Below are 17,807 nucleotides of genomic sequence, written 5' to 3' on the forward strand. Positions count from 1 at the left end.
AGGACCCCACCGTGCGAAGAACCCGCATCCTCACGACCGTACTGGCGCTCGCGGCCGGCCTGCTCGCGGGTACCCCGCCCGCGCTCGCCGCCGACGCCTCGACGGAGGTGTCGATCAGCGCCGACACCTACACCTGGAAGAACGCCCGCATCGACGGCGGTGGCTTCGTCCCCGGCATCGTCTTCAACCGTGCCGAGAAGAACCTCGCCTACGCCCGTACCGACATCGGCGGTGCCTACCGCTGGCAGGAGTCGACGAAGACCTGGACGCCGCTGCTGGACTCGGTCGGCTGGGACGACTGGGGGCACACGGGCGTGGTGAGTCTGGCGTCCGACTCGGTGGACCCGGACAAGGTGTACGCGGCGGTCGGGACGTACACCAATGGCTGGGATCCGAAGAACGGCGCCGTCATGCGCTCCGCCGACCGGGGCGCGAGCTGGCAGAAGACCGACCTGCCGTTCAAGCTGGGCGGCAACATGCCCGGCCGTGGCATGGGTGAGCGGCTGGCGGTCGACCCGAACCGGAACAGCGTGCTGTATCTGGGAGCGCCGAGCGGAAAGGGGCTGTGGCGGTCGACCGACTCGGGGGTGACCTGGTCGCAGGTGGCGAACTTCCCCAACGTCGGCAACTACGTGCAGGATCCGAGCGACACCAGCGGGTACGCCAGCGACAACCAGGGGATCGTCTGGGTCACCTTCGACGAGTCCACGGGGACGTCCGGGGGCGCGACGAGGACGATCTACGTCGGGGTCGCCGACAAGGACAACGCCGTGTACCGGTCGACGGACGCGGGCGCGACCTGGTCGCGCCTCGCCGGGCAGCCGACGGGATACCTGGCGCACAAGGGTGTCCTGGACGCGGCGAACGGCCAGCTCTATCTCGCCTACAGCGACAAGGGCGGCCCGTACGACGGCGGCAAGGGCCGACTGTGGCGGTACGCGACGGCGACCGGCACCTGGACCGACATCAGCCCGGTCGCCGAGGCCGACACCTACTACGGCTTCGCCGGGCTGACCGTGGACCGGCAGCGGCCGGGCACGGTGATGGCGACGGCGTACAGCTCCTGGTGGCCGGACACCCAGATCTTCCGCTCGACGGACAGCGGCGGGACGTGGACGAAGGCGTGGGACTACACGTCGTATCCCGACCGCGCCAACCGCTACACCATGGACGTCTCGTCGTCGCCGTGGCTGACGTGGGGCGCGAACCCGTCGCCGCCCGAGCAGACGCCGAAGCTGGGCTGGATGACGGAGGCGCTGGAGATCGACCCGTTCGACTCGAACCGGATGATGTACGGGACGGGCGCGACGATCTACGGCACCGAGAACCTCACGAACTGGGACAGCGGAAGCCGGTTCACCATCACGCCGATGGTGCGGGGGCTGGAGGAGACGGCGGTCAACGACCTCGCCTCTCCCCCGTCGGGCGCCCCGCTCCTGAGCGCCCTCGGTGACATCGGCGGTTTCCGGCACACGGACCTGACCAAGGTGCCGTCGATGATGTTCACCCAGCCGAACTTCACCACGACGACGAGTCTGGACTTCGCCGAGACCAACCCCGGCATCGTGGTGCGGGTCGGCGATCTGGACTCCGGCCCGCACATCGCGTTCTCGACGGACAACGGCGCCAACTGGTTCGCCGGGACCGACCCTTCGGGCGTGAGCGGCGGGGGTACGGTCGCGGCCGCGTCGGACGGCAGCAGGTTCGTCTGGAGTCCGGCCGGCACCGGCGTGCAGTACACGACGGGCTTCGGCAACTCCTGGGCGGCCTCCAGCGGGATCCCGGCCGACGCGGTCGTGGAGTCCGACCGGGTGGATCCGAAGGTCTTCTACGGGTTCAAGTCCGGGAAGTTCTACGTCAGTTCGGACGGCGGGGCGACCTTCACGGCGTCCTCGGCGACCGGGTTGCCGAGCGGTGACAGCGTCCGCTTCAAGGCGCTGCCCGGGGCGAAGGGGGACGTGTGGCTGGCGGGCGGCGCGCCGGACGGCGCGTACGGGCTGTGGCACTCCACCGACGGCGGCGCGAGCTTCACGAAGCTCTCGAACGTCGAGCAGGCCGACACGATCGGCTTCGGCAAGGCGGCGCCGGGGGCGTCGTACCAGACGCTCTACACCAGCGCGAAGATCGGCGGCGTGCGCGGCATCTTCCGGTCGACGGACAAGGGCGCGAGCTGGACCCGTATCAACGACGCCGCCCATCAGTGGGGTTGGACGGGTGCGGCGATCACCGGTGACCCGCGGGTGTACGGGCGGGTGTACGTGTCCACGAACGGTCGCGGGGTCGTCTACGGCGACACGTCGGACGCGGGCGGCGGCGACGGCGGTGGCGGCACCGACCCCACGCCCACGCCGACCGGCGCCTGTGCGGTGACGTACAAGGTCACCAACCAGTGGTCGGGCGGCTTCCAGGCGGACGTGCGACTGTCCAACACGGGCTCGAACGCCTGGAGCGGCTGGTCGCTCGACTGGTCCTTCGGGGACGGGCAGAAGATCACTCAGGCCTGGAACGCCGAGTACACACAGTCGGGTTCGGCGGTGACCGCGAGGAACGTGGGCTGGAACGGCAATGTGGCGGCCGGTGCGTCCGTGAGCTTCGGGTTCACCGGTGACTGGTCGGGGGCGAACGCGAGACCGACCGCGTTCAGGCTGGGGGACCAGAGCTGCACGGTGAGTTGAGCGGACCCGAGGGTGCGTGCCGACGCCGACACGCGCCCTCGGCCACCGGTCTTCAGCCGCACGTCCGACGACGGTCCCGAACTGCGGCGAAGAACCCGTCGCTGGAATTGGCGTTGTCGACGGCCTTGACGACGTCGGACGCGGCCTGAGCGGCCGTCCGGACGCCCCGGACAGCCGCTCTCCCGCCTCACCCTGAACGGACGAGTTCCCGGCTCACGGCGTGTAGACCGTGGGACGCGGTGCTGTCGGCATGCCGTTGCCGAGGAAGAAGCTCGGGTGCGGCGGCTGGTTGTACGCGGTGTTCTGCCACGCGATACCCGTGCGGTACATCGGGTCGTGCAGCAGGGTCGTGATCCTCGTGTTCGTCTCGTGCGGCGTGGAGTAGATCCGCAGGGCCGTGTTGTTGCTGGTCCGCCAGATGACCTCCTCGCGCCAGTCGCCGAGGAGGTCGCCGGACAGGACGGGGGTGGCCTTCGTGCCGTTGTTGGAGGAGACACCGGATCCGGTCAGCAGGCGGGTGTCGGACGACGTGCCGTACTTGTCGATGCGGGTGCCGTCGAGGAGTTCGCGGACCGTGTCGCCGTCCCACCAGGCCAGGAAGTTCACGGAGGACGGTTCACGGCCCTTGGTGGCGCCGGCCTCGTCGCGGATCGAGGAGTCGGAGGCCGACCAGACCTCGGCGCCGTCGTTGCCGGCCCAGATGTCCCCGGCGACGCCGCGGCCGTTGTCGCAGCAGGGGTTGAGCTTCCAGTTCACGTTGCCGTTGGCCGGGTTGATGTAGAGCTCGGCGGGCTGGCTCGTCGACTCGGAGACCTTGAAGTACTCCAGGCCCGCGCGTGCGGGGTCGAGGTCGCCCAGGTGCTGGGCGTCGCCGTGGCCGGTCTTCGTGGTCCACAGGCCGTGGCCGTTGTCGTCGACGGCCATCGAGCCGTAGACGATCTCGTCCTTGCCGTCATTGTCGACGTCCCCGACGGACAGGCTGTGCGAGCCCTGGCCGTCGAAGCCCTTGCCGGCGTTGGTGGAGGAGTTGGTGTCGAAGGTCCAGCGGCGGGTGAAGGCGCCGCCTCGCCAGTCCCAGGCCGCGATGACCGAACGGGTGTAGTAGCCGCGGGCCATGATGAGGGAGGGGCGGGAGCCGTCCAAGTAGGCGGTACCGGCGAGGAATCGGTCGACGCGGTTGCCGTAGGAGTCGCCCCAGGACGAGACGTTGCCGCGGGCCGGCACATAGTCGACCGTGCCCATCGCCTTGCCGGTCTGGCCGTTGAACATGGTCAGGAACTCGGGGCCGGAGAGGATGTAGCCGGACGAGTTGCGGTGGTCGGCCGACGGGCTGCCGATCACCGCGCCGGTGCCGTCCCGCGTGCCGTCGGCCGTCTTCACGGCGACCTCGGCCTTGCCGTCGCCGTCGTAGTCGTACACCTGGAACTGTGTGTAGTGCGCGCCGGAGCGGATGTTGCGGCCCAGGTCGATGCGCCACAGCCGGGTGCCGTCGAGCTTGATGCCGTCGATGATCGTGTTGCCGGTGTAGCCGGACTGGGAGTTGTCCTTGGCGTTGGTGGGATACCACTTGAGGACGATGTCGAGGGCGCCGTCGCCGTCGAGGTCGCCGACCGAGGCGTCGTTGGCCTCGTAGGTGTACGCCACTCCGTCGGGGGTCGTGCCGCCGGCCGGCGGGCTGATCGGGACGTCCTTGTAGCCCGTGCGGAACTGGACGGCGTGCACCGAGTCGCCCTGCTCGACGCCGCCCACGACGGCGCGGACGGTGTAGTCGGCGTGGGCGGGGGCGTCGGAGTGGAAGTAGTTGGTGGAGCCGGTGATCGGGGCCGGGTTGACCTTGGTGCCGGCCCGGTAGACGTTGAAGGAGACGTTGTCCGGGTCGGTTCCCAGCCAGCGCCAGCTCACCAGGTTGCCGCCGGAGGTGTGGACGCTGACCACGCCCCGGTCGAGGTCCTCGACCTGCCGGGCGGTGGCCGCCTCCGCCGTGCCGGCGGTGTTGAGGGTGGTGAGTCCGGCCGCGATCAGGGCGGCCGTGGCGAGGGTCGCGGCGAGAGTGACCCGACGTCTGCGGTGCTTGCGCGGGTGCTGCACGGGACGTACCTCCTCGGGAGGACGGACGGGTTCCGTTCCCTCGGTCGCCGCGGTGCGTGCGCAAGTTGCCGCGTATTTCGGCCAGTTCGGGCCAGAAGGGCCCTGGTCCTGGACGGTTCAGTCGGGCTTCCGGAACGCCCGCAGGCTGAAGACCGGCTCGGGCCGGGGGCGGTCCTGGTCCGGGAGTTCCGCCAGGCGCGCGGCGAAGGTGTCGGCGAGCGCGCCGCCGGGCGGCACGGTGAGGAACCAGCCCCGGCGCAGGTCGGCGATGGTGCGGCGGGGGCTGCGGCCCTGGCCGCGCCCGGTGAAGCGGGCCTGCCCGGCGGGGACCAGACCGTGGCCGAGGGCGTACGACTCGACGAGGGCCGCCGCGTCCCGGGCCGGGCGGCGCGGGCGGGAGGCCATGACGGCGTCGATGTCGCTGCCCACGTTGTGCGCGGCGGCCTTGTCGACCGTGGTGACGTAGACCCCGCCGGGCCGCAGCACCCGGGCGCACTCGCCGACGATGGTCCGTACGTCCTCGGCGGTCTGCGCCAGGTGCAGCAGCCACACGCTGCTGACGGCGTCGAAGAGCCCGTCCCGCACGGGCAGCCTGCGGCTGTCGCCCAGCACGACGGCGCCGGGCATTCGGGCGGCCGCCTGCCGGGCCATCGCGGGCTCGAGGTCGACGCCGGTCACGGACAGACCGTCCCGCCCGGCGGCGAGCCGGCGCGTGACGATGCCGGTGCCGCAGGCGACGTCGAGCAGGCGCCGGGTCCCGTCCGGGAGGAGTCCCAGCACCGCTTCCGCGGCGGCCGCGGCCCTGGGCTCGCCGCCCCGCGAGGCGTCGTACCGCTCCGCTTCCTTGTGGTAGTCCAGCACCGGTCTCACTGGGCCCCGTGGCCGGGGGCGAGGTCCTCGATCCTGCGGGCGAGGGCGAAGTCGCGCTTGGTGACGGCGCCCACGGTGTGCGTGTTCACGGTGAGGGACACCGTGTTGTAGCCCAGGGTGAGGTCGGAGTGGTGGTCGAGCTCCTCCTGGACCTGGGCGATGTGCACGACCATCGCCGTGGCCGCGAAGTGCGAGGGCAGCCGGTAGGAGCGGGCGATGCGGTCGCCGTCCTGCGACCAGCCCGGCAGCTCCGCGAGCCGGTCCTCGATCTCCTTCTGCGACAGCGGTTCGAGGGGCATGGCCTCGCTCCTTCCTGAACGGGAGGGTTCGTCTTCAGCCTGCCACAGCACGGGCGCGACGGCCCTGGTCAGACGCTTGCCCGCTGGTCAGCGGCGCACACGTGCGGCGGCGAGATCATCGCCGGGCGGGGCGATCCGGTCCCGGGCCGGAGGTATGCGCACATCTGTGCGACACTCGGCACATGCCGAGCGGACTATGGTCGTACTCATGACCACCCTCCCGTCCGCCGTCACCCCCTCCGGCCAGGGCGTCGGCCCGTTGCTGCGGGCCTGGCGCGAGCAACGGCGGGTCAGCCAGCTCGAGTTGGCGCTGCGGGCGGACTCCTCGGCCCGGCACATCAGCTTCATCGAGACGGGCCGCTCCCGGCCGAGCGAGGAGATGGTGCTGCGGCTGGCCGAGCACCTGGACGTGCCGGTGCGCGAGCGCAACGCGCTGCTGCTGGCCGCCGGCTACGCCCCGCGCTTCGCGGAGACCCCGCTGGACGACCCGGCGCTGGACGCGCTGCGCGCGGGCATGGAGCAGCTCATCCAGGGCTACGAGCCGTACCCGGCGCTCGTAGTGAACGCGATGTACAACGTGCAGGCGGCCAACCGCGGCATCCTGATGCTGCTCGACGGCATCCCCGAGCACCTCCTACAGCCCCCGCTCAACGCCATGCGCCTGACCCTGCACCCGGAGGGTCTCGCGCCGCGCATCCGCAACCTGCGGGAGTGGCGCGGCCATCTCCTCGCGCAGATGGAGCGGCAGATCGCCCTGCACCGCTCCGAACCGCTGCGCGCGCTGTACGAGGAGGTGGCGGCCTACCCGGTACCGGAGCAGCCGCCCGGCGCCGGGGAGCCGGCCGAGCCTGTGCCGTCCTTCGCGCTGCCGATGCAGGTCGAGCACGACGGCCGCGTCCTGTCCTTCATCTCGTCCATCTCCACCTTCAACACCCCCATGGACGTGACCGTCGCGGAGCTGGCCATCGAGACGCTGCTCCCGGCCGACCCGGCGACGGTCAAGTACCTTCAGTCGCTGCTGCCCTGACGGGCCTTCAGGGCGGCGTACTGGAGCGCAGCGAACCCGGCGACGGTGAGCGCCTGCAACACGGTCCACACCGCACCGGCCGCGGTCGGCGACAGCCACAGCACCAGCGCGAGGAGGCTCAGCACGGCCCAGGCGAGGTTGGCCTCGACGACGGCACGCACGGGGAGGGCCGCGGGGCGGGCGCGGGAGGCGAGCAGGCCGACGGCGGCCGCGTACCCGGCGAGGAAGGCGCCGAGCGCGAGCAGCAGCGTCGAGTCGACTCCCAGGAACCGGCCGAGCGGGCCGGACGCCACGAGATAGGCGAGCCCGTTCGCCCCGGTCACCACCGCGTCCAGGGCCAGGAAGCGGCGCAGCACGGTCTGCGGGTCGGAGGTCCGGGCGAGCGCGGCGAGCGAGGTGGCGGACATGGTGGATCACCCTCCGTCGAGGTCGAGTGGCGCTGGTGGGCCCGGGTCCCGGCCCGGAGTGCGCCGGCCCGGAACCCGGCGACTCCACGGTGCCGCGCGGGGGGCGGGAGGGTCGATTACGCCGGAGGTAATGACGGCAGGGGCCCGGGAACCCGGCTCCATCGGCGGCACACACCCCTGTGAGCGCTTGCACCGGACATGGCAGACTGCACCGCGTACTTTCGGCGCGTAGGGGAGGCGTGGCGTGAGTGAGCGGCGACCCGCGCCCACCGTGGGCCAGGTGGTGCTGGGCAGACGCTTGCAGGAGCTGCGGGAGGCGGCCGGACTCGGGCGCGACGAGGCCGCGCGGGTGCTGCGGGTGGCCGCGGCGACCGTGCGGCGGATGGAGACGGCCGAGGTCGCGCTGAAGATCCCGTACGTACAGGTGCTCCTGGAGACGTACGGCGTACCGGAGGACGAGGCGGCGGCGTTCGTCACGCTGGCCGAGGAGGCCAACCAGCCGGGCTGGTGGCAGCGGTTCCACGATGTGCTGCCGGACTGGTTCAGCCTGTATGTGAGCCTGGAGGGCGCCGCCCGGCTCATCCGCTCCTACGAGCCGCACTTCGTGCCCGGACTGCTCCAGACCGAGGAGTACGCCCGCGCCGTACTGCGGGCGGGCACGATCGGGCAGACGGGGCCGGAGAACATCGAGCGGCATGTGTCCCTGCGCATGGCACGGCAGGAACTGCTGGAGCGCCCGGACCCGCCCCATCTGTGGGTGATCATGGACGAGACGGTGCTGCGGCGCCCGGTGAGCGGCCGGCCCGAGGTGATGCGCGACCAGGTGGACAAGCTGCTGGTGTTCGCCGAGCGCGACCGCGTCACCCTCCAGATCGCCGAGTTCGCCGCCGGCCCGCACCCGGGCACGTACGCGCCGTTCACGCTGTTCCGGTTCGCCGAGCCGGAGCTGCCCGACATGGTCTACACGGAGTACCTGAGCGGCGCCCTGTATCTGGACTCCCGCAAGGAGGTCGCCGCGCATCTGGAGGTCCTGGACCACATGTCCACGGGCGCCGCGTCGGCCGAGCGCACGAAGAAGATCCTGCGGGAGTTCCGCGAGGAGTTCTGAGACGGAAAGCCCTGGCAGGCAGGCCGACACCCCCGAGGAGAGCACGCCGCATGACCGGATCCGACGCCTCGCCCGCCCGCGTCGACATCAGTCGGCCGCATCCGGCCCGCGTCTACGACTGGTGGCTGGGCGGCACGGACAACTACCCGGTGGACGAGGAGCTGGCCCGCAGGATCCTCGCCGTGGACGACACGGTCCTGCGCGGCGCGCGGGCCAACCGCCGCTTCATGCACCGGGCGGTGCGCACGGTCGCCGAGGCCGGCGTCCGTCAGTTCCTGGACATCGGCACGGGCATCCCCACCGAGCCCAATCTGCACCAGGTGGCGCAGGGCGTCGCCCCCGAGGCCAAGGTGGTGTACGCGGACAACGACCCGATCGTGCTGCGGCACGCGGAGGCCCTGCTGCAGGGATCCGCCGAGGGCGGCACCGACTACGTGCACGCCGACGTCCGTGACATCGACGCCCTGCTGGGCCGGGCCGGCGAGTTGCTGGACTTCACCCGGCCGGTCGCGCTGTCGCTGGTCGCGCTGACCCACTACCTGGGCGACGACCCCGACGGCGACGACGTGTACGGGCTGCTGGAGCGATACGTCGCCGCGCTCGCCCCGGGCAGCTATCTGATCCTGTCCCAGGTCACCCCGGACCTCAGCCCCGAGGCCATCGAGAACGCGGCGAACCACTTCCGGCGCGGCGGCACCCCCTTCTTCCCGCGTTCGCTGGCCGAGTTCTCCCGCTTCTTCGACGGCCTGGAACTGCTCGGCCCCGGCGTCATCCCGGTCTACGGCTGGCGCCCGGGGCCTCAGGACGTGGCGGCCCAGGCCGAGGGCATCGTGCCCGTCTACGCGGGGGTCGCCCGCAAGCCCTGACCCGTACGGGTGCCGTGAACAGGTGCGCTGCCCTGCCCCGCCCTAGGTTCGGGACCAGGGCAAGCAAGGGAGCGCCTGTGACCGACACCCGGATACCGCCCACCCCGCCCGCCGAGCCGGGCGCGGCGCTGCTGAAGGCCGGCAGGTTCTTCCGGCCGGGCACGACCGCGCCCGATCTGCACAGCCTCCGGCTGACCGGCGGGCGGGCGGCGGACGCCTTCTACCGGGATCACTGGAGCCACGACAAGGTCGTGACCTCCACGCACGGGGTGAACTGCACCGGCTCCTGCCGCTGGGACGTGTACGTCAAGGACGGCATCATCACCTGGGAGACCCGGCGAACGGACTACCCGTCGGTCGGCCCCGACCGCCCCGAGCACGAGCCCCGCGGCTGCCCCCGCGGCGCCGCCTTCTCCTGGTACACCTACTCCCCCACCCGGGTCCGCTACCCGTACGTCCGCGGTGTGCTCCTGACGATGTACCGGGAGGCGAAGGAGCGGCTGCGCGATCCCGTCCTCGCCTGGGCCGACATCCAGAACGACCCCGAGCGCCGCCGCCGTTACCAACGCGCGCGCGGCAAGGGCGGGCTGGTGCGGGCGAGTTGGGACGAGGCGGTCGAGATCGTCGCGGCGGCCCACGTCCACACCATCAAGACCTACGGCCCCGACCGGGTCGCCGGATTCTCCCCCATCCCCGCGATGTCGATGGTGTCGCACGCGGCGGGCGCCCGCTTCCACTCCCTGATCGGCGCCCCGATGCTGTCGTTCTACGACTGGTACGCCGACCTGCCGGTGGCCTCTCCGCAGGTCTTCGGCGACCAGACCGACGTACCGGAGTCGGGCGACTGGTGGGACGCGGCGTATCTGATCATGTGGGGCTCGAACGTCCCGGTGACCCGCACTCCCGACGCGCACTGGATGGCGGAGGCCCGCTACCGGGGCCAGAAGGTCGTGGTCGTGGCCCCCGACTACGCCGACAACGCCAAGTTCGCCGACGAGTGGCTGCACCCGCACCCCGGCACGGACGGCGCGCTGGCCCTCGCCATGGGGCACGTCGTCCTCAAGGAGTTCTTCATCGACCGCGAGACACCGTTCTTCGCGGACTATGTACGCCGGTTCACCGATCTGCCCTTCCTGGTCACCCTGGAGGAGCGGGACGGGGCGCGTGTCCCGGCCAAGTTCCTGCGCGCCTCGGATCTGGGCCAGGAGGTCGAGGGCGCTCAGTGGAAGACCGTGGTCCTGGACGAGACCTCGGGGCGCGCGGTCGCCCCGAACGGCTCCCTGGGCTTTCGCTGGACCGAGTCGGGCAAGGGCCGCTGGAACCTCGAACTCGGCGACATACGCCCGCGGTTGAGTCTGTACGGCAGCGAGGTCGCCGCCGGTGTCGAGGTGCTGCTGCCCCGCTTCGACACCGAGGGCGGCCCGCACGAGCAGGGACGCGGGGGCGTCGTACGGCGTGGAGTGCCGGCGACCAAGCTGGGCGGTGCCCACGGGCCGCTGGTGACGACCGTCTTCGACCTGCTGCTCGCCCAGTACGGCGTGGCGCGGCCAGGGCTGCCGGGCTGCTGGCCCACGTCGTACGAGGACGCCGACGCGCCCGGCACGCCCGCGTGGCAGGAGGCGCACACCTCCGTCCCGGCCCTCAAGTGCATACGGATCGCACGGGAGTTCGCGCGCACGGCCGAGCAGTCGAAGGGCCGCTGCATGATCCTGATGGGCGCCGGAACCAACCACTGGTTCCACTCCGAGACGATCTACCGCGCCTTCCTCGCCCTGCTCCAGCTCACCGGCTGCCAGGGCCGCAACGGCGGCGGCTGGGCGCACTACGTGGGCCAGGAGAAGTGCCGTCCGGTGACCGGCTGGGCCACGCTCGCCGCCGCGTCGGACTGGTCGCGGCCACCGCGGCAGATGATCGGCACGGCGTACTGGTTCCTCAACACCGACCAGTGGCGCTACGACCGGTTCACGGCGGACGTCCTCACCTCGCCGCTGGGTGCGGGGCGGTTGCGGGGGATGACCGGCGCGGACTGTCTCGCGCTGTCGGCGCGGGCGGGGTGGATGCCGTCGTATCCGACCTTCGACCGCAATCCGCTGGAGCTGGGCGAGGTGTTCGGCGACCAGGTGGCGCGGGTGGTGGCCGAACTGCGGGCGGGCACGCTGAAGTTCGCCTGCGAGGACCCGGACGCGCCCGGGAACTGGCCGCGGGTGCTGACGCTGTGGCGGGCCGATCTGCTGGGCTCGTCGGCAAAGGGCGCGGAGTACTTCACCCGGCACCTGCTGGGCACCCACTCCTCGCTCCGGGTTCAGGAGGCGCCCGAGGACGTACGGCCGCGCGGGGTGACCTGGCGCGACGAGGCGCCCGAGGGCAAGCTCGACCTGCTGCTGTCGCTGGACTTCCGGCAGACGTCGTCCACGCTGCTGTCGGACGTCGTCCTGCCCGCCGCCACCTGGTACGAGAAGCACGACCTGTCCAGCTCGGACATGCATCCTTACGTCCACTCCTTCACCCCGGCCGTGGACCCGCCGTGGCAGGCGCGCACCGACTTCGACACGTTCAAGGCGCTGGCCGAGCGGCTCAGTGAGCTGGCCGTCGGCCATCTGGGGGTGCGCAAGGACCTGGTGGCCACTCCGCTCCAGCACGACACCCCGGGCGAGCTCGCCCAGCCGGGCGGGGTCGTCCGGGACTGGCGGCGCGGGGAGTGCGACCCGGTGCCCGGGAAGACCATGCCGAACCTGACCGTCGTGGAGCGGGACTACACGGCGATCGGCGCCAAGTTCGCCGCGCTGGGGCCGCTGGTGGAGCGGCTCGGGCTGCCCGCGAAGGGCATCACGCTGCGTCCGGACGAGGAGGTCGAGCACCTCAGGCACCTGAACGGCGTCACGGCCGACGGCCGCCCCTCCCTCGACACGGCCGTGAAAGCGGCGAACGCCATCCTCGCCCTGTCCGGCACCACCAACGGCCGTCTCGCCACCCAGGGTTTCCGAACCCTTGAGGTGCGCACCGGGCAGGAGATGGCGCACCTGGCCGCCGAGCACGAGGGCAAGCGGGTCACGTACGCGGACGCGCAGGCCGCGCCGGTGCCGGTGATCACCTCGCCGGAGTGGTCGGGCAGCGAGTCGGGCGGGCGGCGCTACACCGCCTTCACCCTCAACACCGAGCACCTCAAGCCCTGGCACACCCTCACCGGCCGCCAGCACTTCTTCCTCGACCACGACTGGATCCACGAACTGGGCGAGGCGCTTCCCGTCTACCGGCCGCCGCTGGACATGAACAAGCTGTTCGACGAGCCGCGCCTCGGCCCGGACGGACAGCGGGAGGTGACGGTCCGTTACCTCACCTCGCACAGCAAGTGGTCCATCCACTCCGAGTACCAGGACAACCTGTTCATGCTGGCCCTCTCCCGCGGCGGCCAGAACATCTGGCTGTCCCCGCAGGACGCGGACGCGATCGGCGTCGTCGACAACGACTGGATCGAGGCGGTCAACCGCAACGGCGTGGTCACCGCCCGGGCCGTCGTCTCGCACCGCATACCGCACGGCACCGTCTATATGCACCACGCGCAGGAACGCACGGTCGCCGTCCCGAACACCGAGACCACCGGCCGGCGCGGCGGCATCCACAACTCGCTGACCCGGCTGCTCCTCAAGCCGTCCCATCTCGTCGGCGGCTATGCCCAGCTCTCCTGGGCGTTCAACTACCTGGGCCCGACGGGCGACCAGCGCGACGAGGTGACGGTGATCCGCCGCCGCAGCCAGGAGGTCGAGTACTGATGCGTCCGATGGCCCAGATAGCGATGGTGATGAACCTCGACAAGTGCATCGGCTGCCACACCTGCTCGGTCACCTGCAAGCAGGCGTGGACCAACCGGCGCGGCATGGAGTACGTCTGGTTCAACAACGTCGAGACCCGCCCCGGCCAGGGCTATCCACGCCGCTACGAGGACCAGGAGCGCTGGCGCGGCGGCTGGGAGCTGAACCGGCGCGGGGCGCTGAAGCTGAAGGCGGGCGGCCGCTTCCGCAAGCTCGCCGGGATCTTCTCCAACCCCGAACTGCCGGAGATCAAGGACTACTACGAGCCCTGGACCTACGACTACAAGAACCTCACCGACGCCCCGCTCGGCGGCGCCCCCGCCTACGGCGACCTCGATCCGATGGTGGAGCGGACGCGTACGCAGGCGTCGGAGAAGGTGCGGTTCGAGTTCGAGCAGAGCTTCATGTTCTATCTGCCGCGCATCTGCGAGCACTGCCTCAACCCGTCCTGTGTGGCGTCGTGCCCGTCGGGGGCGATGTACAAGCGGGAGGAGGACGGCATCGTCCTCGTCGACCAGGACCGCTGCCGGGGCTGGCGGATGTGCGTGACGGGATGCCCGTACAAGAAGGTGTACTTCAACCACCGCACCGGCAAGGCCGAGAAGTGCACGCTGTGCTATCCGCGCGTCGAGGTCGGTCTGCCGACGGTCTGCTCGGAGACCTGCGTGGGCCGGCTGCGCTATCTCGGGGTGGTGCTGTACGACGCCGACCGGGTGACGGCGGCCGCCTCCGTGCCCCGCGAACGGGACCTGTACGAGGCACAGTTGGACATCTTCCTCGACCCGGAGGACAGGGAGGTGCGGCGGGCCTGCGAGGAGGCGGGGATCCCGTACGACTGGCTGGAGGCGGCCCGCCGCTCGCCCGTGCACGCGCTGATCAGCAGGTACCGGGTGGCGCTTCCGCTGCATCCGGAGTACCGCACGATGCCGATGGTCTGGTACATCCCGCCGCTGTCCCCGGTGGTGGACGTGCTGGCGGAGACCGGGCACGACGGCGAGGACGCGGGGAACCTGTTCGGCGCGATCGACAGCCTGCGCATCCCGCTGGAGTACCTGGCCGAGATGTTCACGGCCGGGGCCATCGCACCGGTGCGCGCCTCGCTGGAGAAACTCGCCGCGATGCGCTCCCACATGCGGTCGGTCAACCTCGGCGAGGAGCCGGATCCCTCGGTGCCGGAGGCCGTGGGCATGCGGGCCGGGGAGCTCGAGGACATGTACAAGCTGCTGGCGGTCGCCAAGTACGAGGACCGGTACGTCATTCCGACGGCGGCCGTCGCCGACGCCCGGCGCCTGGAGGAGTCGGCGCTCCCCGAGGGGTGCAGCCTCGACTACGAGGGCGGGCCCGGGATGGGCGGGAGCGGCCCGTTCGGCCAGGACTCGGGCCGCAAACTGCTGCCGCTGGTGTCGGTGGAGAACTTCCACGTGCTGCGCAGACGGCAGACCGCGGACACCTCCGACCCGGCCGCCGTGACCCATACCCCCGACGCAGAGGAGGCCTGATGCCCTCCTTCGAGGTGCTCTACCAGGCAGCCGCGCTCTGCCTGACCTACCCCGACGACGACTTCCACGCCCGGCTGCCCCTGCTGCGCGAGGCCGCCCCGCAGTTGCGGGAGTTCACCGACCACGCCGCGGTCACCCCGCCCGAGGAACTGGCCGCGCACTACGTCGAGGTCTTCGACCTGAAGAACCGCCACAGCCTGTACCTGACGTGGTGGAGCGACGGCGACACCCGGCGGCGCGGCATGTCGCTGGTCCGCCTCAAGGAGCTGTACCGCGAGCACGGCCTGGAGTTCGCCGGCGAGGAGCTGCCCGACTTCCTGCCGGCGGTACTGGAGTTCACCTCCCGCACCGGCAACACCGACCTGCTGCTGGAGCACCAGGAGTGCCTGGAGCAGCTCCGCGCCCGGCTCACCGACTTCGGCACACCGTACGCGTCCGTCCTGGACGCCGTGTGCGCCACCCTGCCGACCGCACGGACCGGGAAGCGCCCATGACGACACTGCTCTGGGGCGTCCTGCCCTACGTCACCTTCGCCCTGCTGCTCGCGGGCCTGTTCTGGCGCCACCGCTACGACCGCTTCGGCTGGACCACCCGCTCCTCGCAGATCTACGAGTCGAGGCTGCTGAACATCGCCTCGCCCGCCTTCCACTACGGCATCCTGTTCGTGCTGGTCGGCCATCTGGTCGGCCTGTTCGTCCCGGAGTCCTGGACACACGCGCTGGGCGTGAGCGAGCACACCTACCACCTGTTCTCCCTCTACGGCGGTACGGCGGCCGGGGTGCTGACGGTCGCCGGGATCGCGCTGCTGATCTACCGCCGCCGCACGAACGCGCCGGTGTTCCGGGCGACGACGGCCAACGACAAGCTCATGTACGTCGTCCTGCTGGCCGCGATCGTGCTGGGCATGGTCGCCAAGCTCGCGCACGTCTCCGGAGACGGCTACGACTACCGCCAGTCGATCGCCCCTTGGGCCCGCGGCCTGTTCACCCTGCAGCCGGACCCGGTCCGGATGGCGGGCGTGCCGGTGCTGTACCAGATCCACACGGTGATCGGCATGGCGCTGATCGCGCTGGTGCCGTACACACGGCTGGTCCATATGTTCAGCGCTCCGGTGCAGTACCTGTTCCGGCCGTACCTCGTGTACCGCAGCCGCGACCCCGGGGACCTGGGGCCGCGGCCGGAGCGGCGGGGCTGGGAGAAGGCGGGATCCTAGGCCGCCCCGCCCCTCTGGTCCCGCTGGTCCCCCTGCTCCTTCTCCTCGTCGACGATCTCCGCGTCCACCACACCTTCGTCGTCCTGCGCCGCGCCCTGTTCGGTGCCCGCGCCGGCCCCGGCGTCCGTCGGTGCCTGCTGGGACTGGGCGTACATCGCCTGGCCCATCTTCTGGCTGACCGTGGCGAGTTTCTCGACGCCGGTGCGCAGGGCGCTCGTCTCGGCGTTCTGTTCCAGTTGCTGCTTCAGGTCGGTGATCGCCGACTCGACCTCGGTCCTGGTGTCCGCCGGGACCCGGTCCTCGTTGTCCCGGATGAACTTCTCGGTCTGGTAGACGAGCTGCTCGGCCTGGTTCCTGGTCTCCGCCGCCTCTCGGCGTGACCGGTCCTCCTCTGCGTACTGCTCGGCCTCCCGCATCATCCGGTCGATGTCGTCCTTCGGCAGGGCCGACCCGCCCGTCACCGTCATCTTCTGCTCCCGCCCCGTGGCCAGGTCCTTGGCGGAGACGTGCATGATCCCGTTGGCGTCGATGTCGAACGCGACCTCGATCTGCGGCACCCCGCGCGGCGCCGGCGGCAGACCCGTCAGGTCGAAGACGCCGAGCTTCTTGTTGTACGCGGCGATCTCGCGTTCGCCCTGGTAGACCTGGATGCCGACGGAGGGCTGGTTGTCGGCGGCGGTGGTGAAGATCTCCGAACGCCGGGTCGGGATCGTGGTGTTGCGTTCGATGAGCTTGGTCATGATGCCGCCCTTGGTCTCGATGCCGAGGGACAGCGGGGTGACGTCGAGCAGCAGGACGTCCTTGACGTCGCCGCGGATGACGCCGGCCTGGAGGGTCGCGCCGACGGCCACGACCTCGTCGGGGTTGACGCCCTTGTGCGGGTCCTTGCCGGTGAGTTCCTTCACGAGGTCGGTGACGGCGGGCATCCGGGTGGAGCCGCCGACGAGGATGACGTGGTCGACCGCGGAGAGCTTCACGTTCGCATCCTTGACCGCCCGGTGGAAGGGGGTCTTGCAGCGGTCGAGGAGGTCGGCGGTCAGTTCCTGGAACTGGGCACGGGTCAGCTTCTCGTCGAGGTGGAGGGGGCCCTCGGCGGAGGCGGTGATGTAGGGCAGGTTGATCGTGGTCTCGGAGGAGCTGGACAGCTCGATCTTGGCCTTCTCGGCACCCTCGCGCAGGCGCTGCAGCGCCATCTTGTCGTTGCCGAGGTCGATGCCGTTCTGCCCCTTGAACTTCTTCACCAGGTGCTCGACGATCCGCTGGTCCCAGTCGTCGCCGCCCAGGTGTGTGTCGCCGTTGGTGGCCTTGACCTCGATGACGCCCTCGCCGATCTCCAGCAGCGAGACGTCGAAGGTGCCGCCGCCGAGGTCGAAGACCAGGACGGTCTGCTCCTCGCCCCGGTCGAGTCCGTAGGCGAGGGAGGCGGCGGTGGGCTCATTGATGATCCTGAGCACCTTCAGGCCCGCGATCTCCCCGGCTTCCTTCGTGGCCTGCCGCTGGGCGTCGTCGAAGTAGGCGGGAACGGTGATCACCGCGTCGGTGACGTCCTCACCGAGGTAGGACTCGGCGTCCCGCTTCAGCTTCTGCAGCACCCGGGCGGACAGCTCCTGGGCCCGGTAGCGGCTGCCGTCGATGTCGCCCTGGTCCGGGAAGCGCCAGTTCGCTTCGCCCATGTGCCGCTTCATGGAGCGGGCGGTGCGCTCGACGTTCGTCACCGCCTGCCGTTTGGCCACCTCACCGACGAGTACCTCGCCGTTCTTGGCGAAGGCCACGACCGACGGTGTGGTCCTGGCCCCCTCCGCGTTGGCGACGACAGTGGGTTCGCCGCCCTCCAGGACGGCGACCACCGAGTTCGTGGTCCCGAGATCGATCCCGACCGCGCGTGCCATCGTTGTCCCCTTCCGCCAGGGCACCTCTTGAACTCCAGCACAAAACTTGAGTGGGTT

At 70.8% G+C, this 17,807-nt stretch carries 13 protein-coding genes; 8 read left to right on the plus strand and 5 right to left on the minus strand.

What is annotated here, in order from left to right; genetic code table 11:
• Positions 1-11 precede the first annotated feature (11 nt).
• Complete coding sequence (locus ACP4J3_RS21065) at positions 12-2,675, plus strand: cellulose binding domain-containing protein (RefSeq protein WP_426536635.1); 2,664 nt, start codon at positions 12-14, stop codon at positions 2,673-2,675.
• A gap of 213 nt (positions 2,676-2,888) precedes the next feature.
• On the opposite strand, the gene ACP4J3_RS21070 is transcribed toward ACP4J3_RS21065, so the two are convergent.
• The 3 genes from ACP4J3_RS21070 to ACP4J3_RS21080 all read right to left on the minus strand — a co-directional run bounded on the left by ACP4J3_RS21070 (position 2,889) and on the right by ACP4J3_RS21080 (position 5,932).
• Positions 2,889-4,763: a rhamnogalacturonan lyase gene (locus ACP4J3_RS21070; protein ID WP_426536637.1), complete on the minus strand. Its 1,875-nt coding sequence runs from the start codon at positions 4,761-4,763 to the stop codon at positions 2,889-2,891.
• Positions 4,764-4,880: 117 nt separating this feature from the next.
• Positions 4,881-5,624: a class I SAM-dependent methyltransferase gene (locus ACP4J3_RS21075; protein WP_426536639.1), complete on the minus strand. Its 744-nt coding sequence runs from the start codon at positions 5,622-5,624 to the stop codon at positions 4,881-4,883.
• A gap of 5 nt (positions 5,625-5,629) precedes the next feature.
• Positions 5,630-5,932: a 4a-hydroxytetrahydrobiopterin dehydratase gene (locus ACP4J3_RS21080; protein WP_426536641.1), complete on the minus strand. Its 303-nt coding sequence runs from the start codon at positions 5,930-5,932 to the stop codon at positions 5,630-5,632.
• Positions 5,933-6,140: 208 nt separating this feature from the next.
• Between ACP4J3_RS21080 and ACP4J3_RS21085 the strand changes: the two genes are divergently transcribed.
• Positions 6,141-6,959, plus strand: coding sequence for a helix-turn-helix domain-containing protein (locus tag ACP4J3_RS21085; protein ID WP_426536643.1), 819 nt, complete (start codon positions 6,141-6,143; stop codon positions 6,957-6,959).
• On the opposite strand, the gene ACP4J3_RS21090 is transcribed toward ACP4J3_RS21085, so the two are convergent.
• Complete coding sequence (locus ACP4J3_RS21090) at positions 6,941-7,366, minus strand: hypothetical protein (protein WP_426536645.1); 426 nt, start codon at positions 7,364-7,366, stop codon at positions 6,941-6,943. The two genes, ACP4J3_RS21085 and ACP4J3_RS21090, sit on opposite strands and share 19 nt — an antisense overlap.
• A gap of 244 nt (positions 7,367-7,610) precedes the next feature.
• Here ACP4J3_RS21090 and ACP4J3_RS21095 point away from each other — a divergent pair, with 244 nt between their 5' ends.
• The 6 genes from ACP4J3_RS21095 to narI all read left to right on the plus strand — a co-directional run bounded on the left by ACP4J3_RS21095 (position 7,611) and on the right by narI (position 15,861).
• A complete protein-coding gene (locus ACP4J3_RS21095; protein WP_426536647.1) occupies positions 7,611-8,474 on the plus strand; it encodes a helix-turn-helix domain-containing protein in 864 nt (287 codons plus the stop codon).
• Between the two features lie 50 nt (positions 8,475-8,524).
• On the plus strand, positions 8,525-9,340 hold the full coding sequence (locus ACP4J3_RS21100) for an SAM-dependent methyltransferase (protein WP_426536649.1): 816 nt from the start codon (positions 8,525-8,527) through the stop codon (positions 9,338-9,340).
• 77 nt (positions 9,341-9,417) lie between these two features.
• Positions 9,418-13,110 (plus strand): nitrate reductase subunit alpha, encoded by a 3,693-nt coding sequence (locus ACP4J3_RS21105; RefSeq protein WP_426536651.1) that lies wholly within the window; start codon positions 9,418-9,420, stop codon positions 13,108-13,110.
• Positions 13,110-14,648, plus strand: a complete 1,539-nt coding sequence (locus ACP4J3_RS21110) for a nitrate reductase subunit beta (protein WP_426536653.1) — start codon at positions 13,110-13,112, stop codon at positions 14,646-14,648. The genes ACP4J3_RS21105 and ACP4J3_RS21110 overlap by 1 nt, the downstream gene beginning before the upstream one ends.
• Positions 14,648-15,142 carry a nitrate reductase molybdenum cofactor assembly chaperone gene (gene narJ / locus ACP4J3_RS21115; RefSeq protein WP_426536655.1) on the plus strand — a complete coding sequence of 165 codons (495 nt, stop codon included), beginning with the start codon at positions 14,648-14,650 and terminating at the stop codon, positions 15,140-15,142. The genes ACP4J3_RS21110 and narJ overlap by 1 nt, the downstream gene beginning before the upstream one ends.
• Entirely contained in the window at positions 15,139-15,861 is a 723-nt protein-coding gene (narI, locus tag ACP4J3_RS21120; RefSeq protein WP_426536657.1) for a respiratory nitrate reductase subunit gamma, read from the plus strand. The genes narJ and narI overlap by 4 nt, the downstream gene beginning before the upstream one ends.
• Here the strand turns inward: narI and dnaK are convergent.
• Entirely contained in the window at positions 15,858-17,750 is a 1,893-nt protein-coding gene (gene dnaK / locus ACP4J3_RS21125; RefSeq protein WP_426536659.1) for a molecular chaperone DnaK, read from the minus strand. The genes narI and dnaK overlap by 4 nt on opposite strands.
• Positions 17,751-17,807 lie beyond the last annotated feature (57 nt).

The organism is Streptomyces sp. UG1, from assembly GCF_049974585.1.
In the GTDB taxonomy this organism is placed as follows: domain Bacteria; phylum Actinomycetota; class Actinomycetes; order Streptomycetales; family Streptomycetaceae; genus Streptomyces.

Bases quoted from the DNA above. Each gene is read 5' to 3' on its own strand.
- ACP4J3_RS21080 (WP_426536641.1), bottom strand. From the start codon at position 5,932: ATGCCCCTCGAACCGCTGTCGCAGAAGGAGATCGAGGACCGGCTCGCG.
- ACP4J3_RS21085 (WP_426536643.1), top strand. From the start codon at position 6,141: ATGACCACCCTCCCGTCCGCCGTCACCCCCTCCGGCCAGGGCGTCGGC.
- ACP4J3_RS21090 (WP_426536645.1), bottom strand. From the start codon at position 7,366: ATGTCCGCCACCTCGCTCGCCGCGCTCGCCCGGACCTCCGACCCGCAG.
- ACP4J3_RS21100 (WP_426536649.1), top strand. From the start codon at position 8,525: ATGACCGGATCCGACGCCTCGCCCGCCCGCGTCGACATCAGTCGGCCG.
- ACP4J3_RS21110 (WP_426536653.1), top strand. From the start codon at position 13,110: ATGCGTCCGATGGCCCAGATAGCGATGGTGATGAACCTCGACAAGTGC.
- narJ (WP_426536655.1), top strand. From the start codon at position 14,648: ATGCCCTCCTTCGAGGTGCTCTACCAGGCAGCCGCGCTCTGCCTGACC.
- narI (WP_426536657.1), top strand. From the start codon at position 15,139: ATGACGACACTGCTCTGGGGCGTCCTGCCCTACGTCACCTTCGCCCTG.
- dnaK (WP_426536659.1), bottom strand. From the start codon at position 17,750: ATGGCACGCGCGGTCGGGATCGATCTCGGGACCACGAACTCGGTGGTC.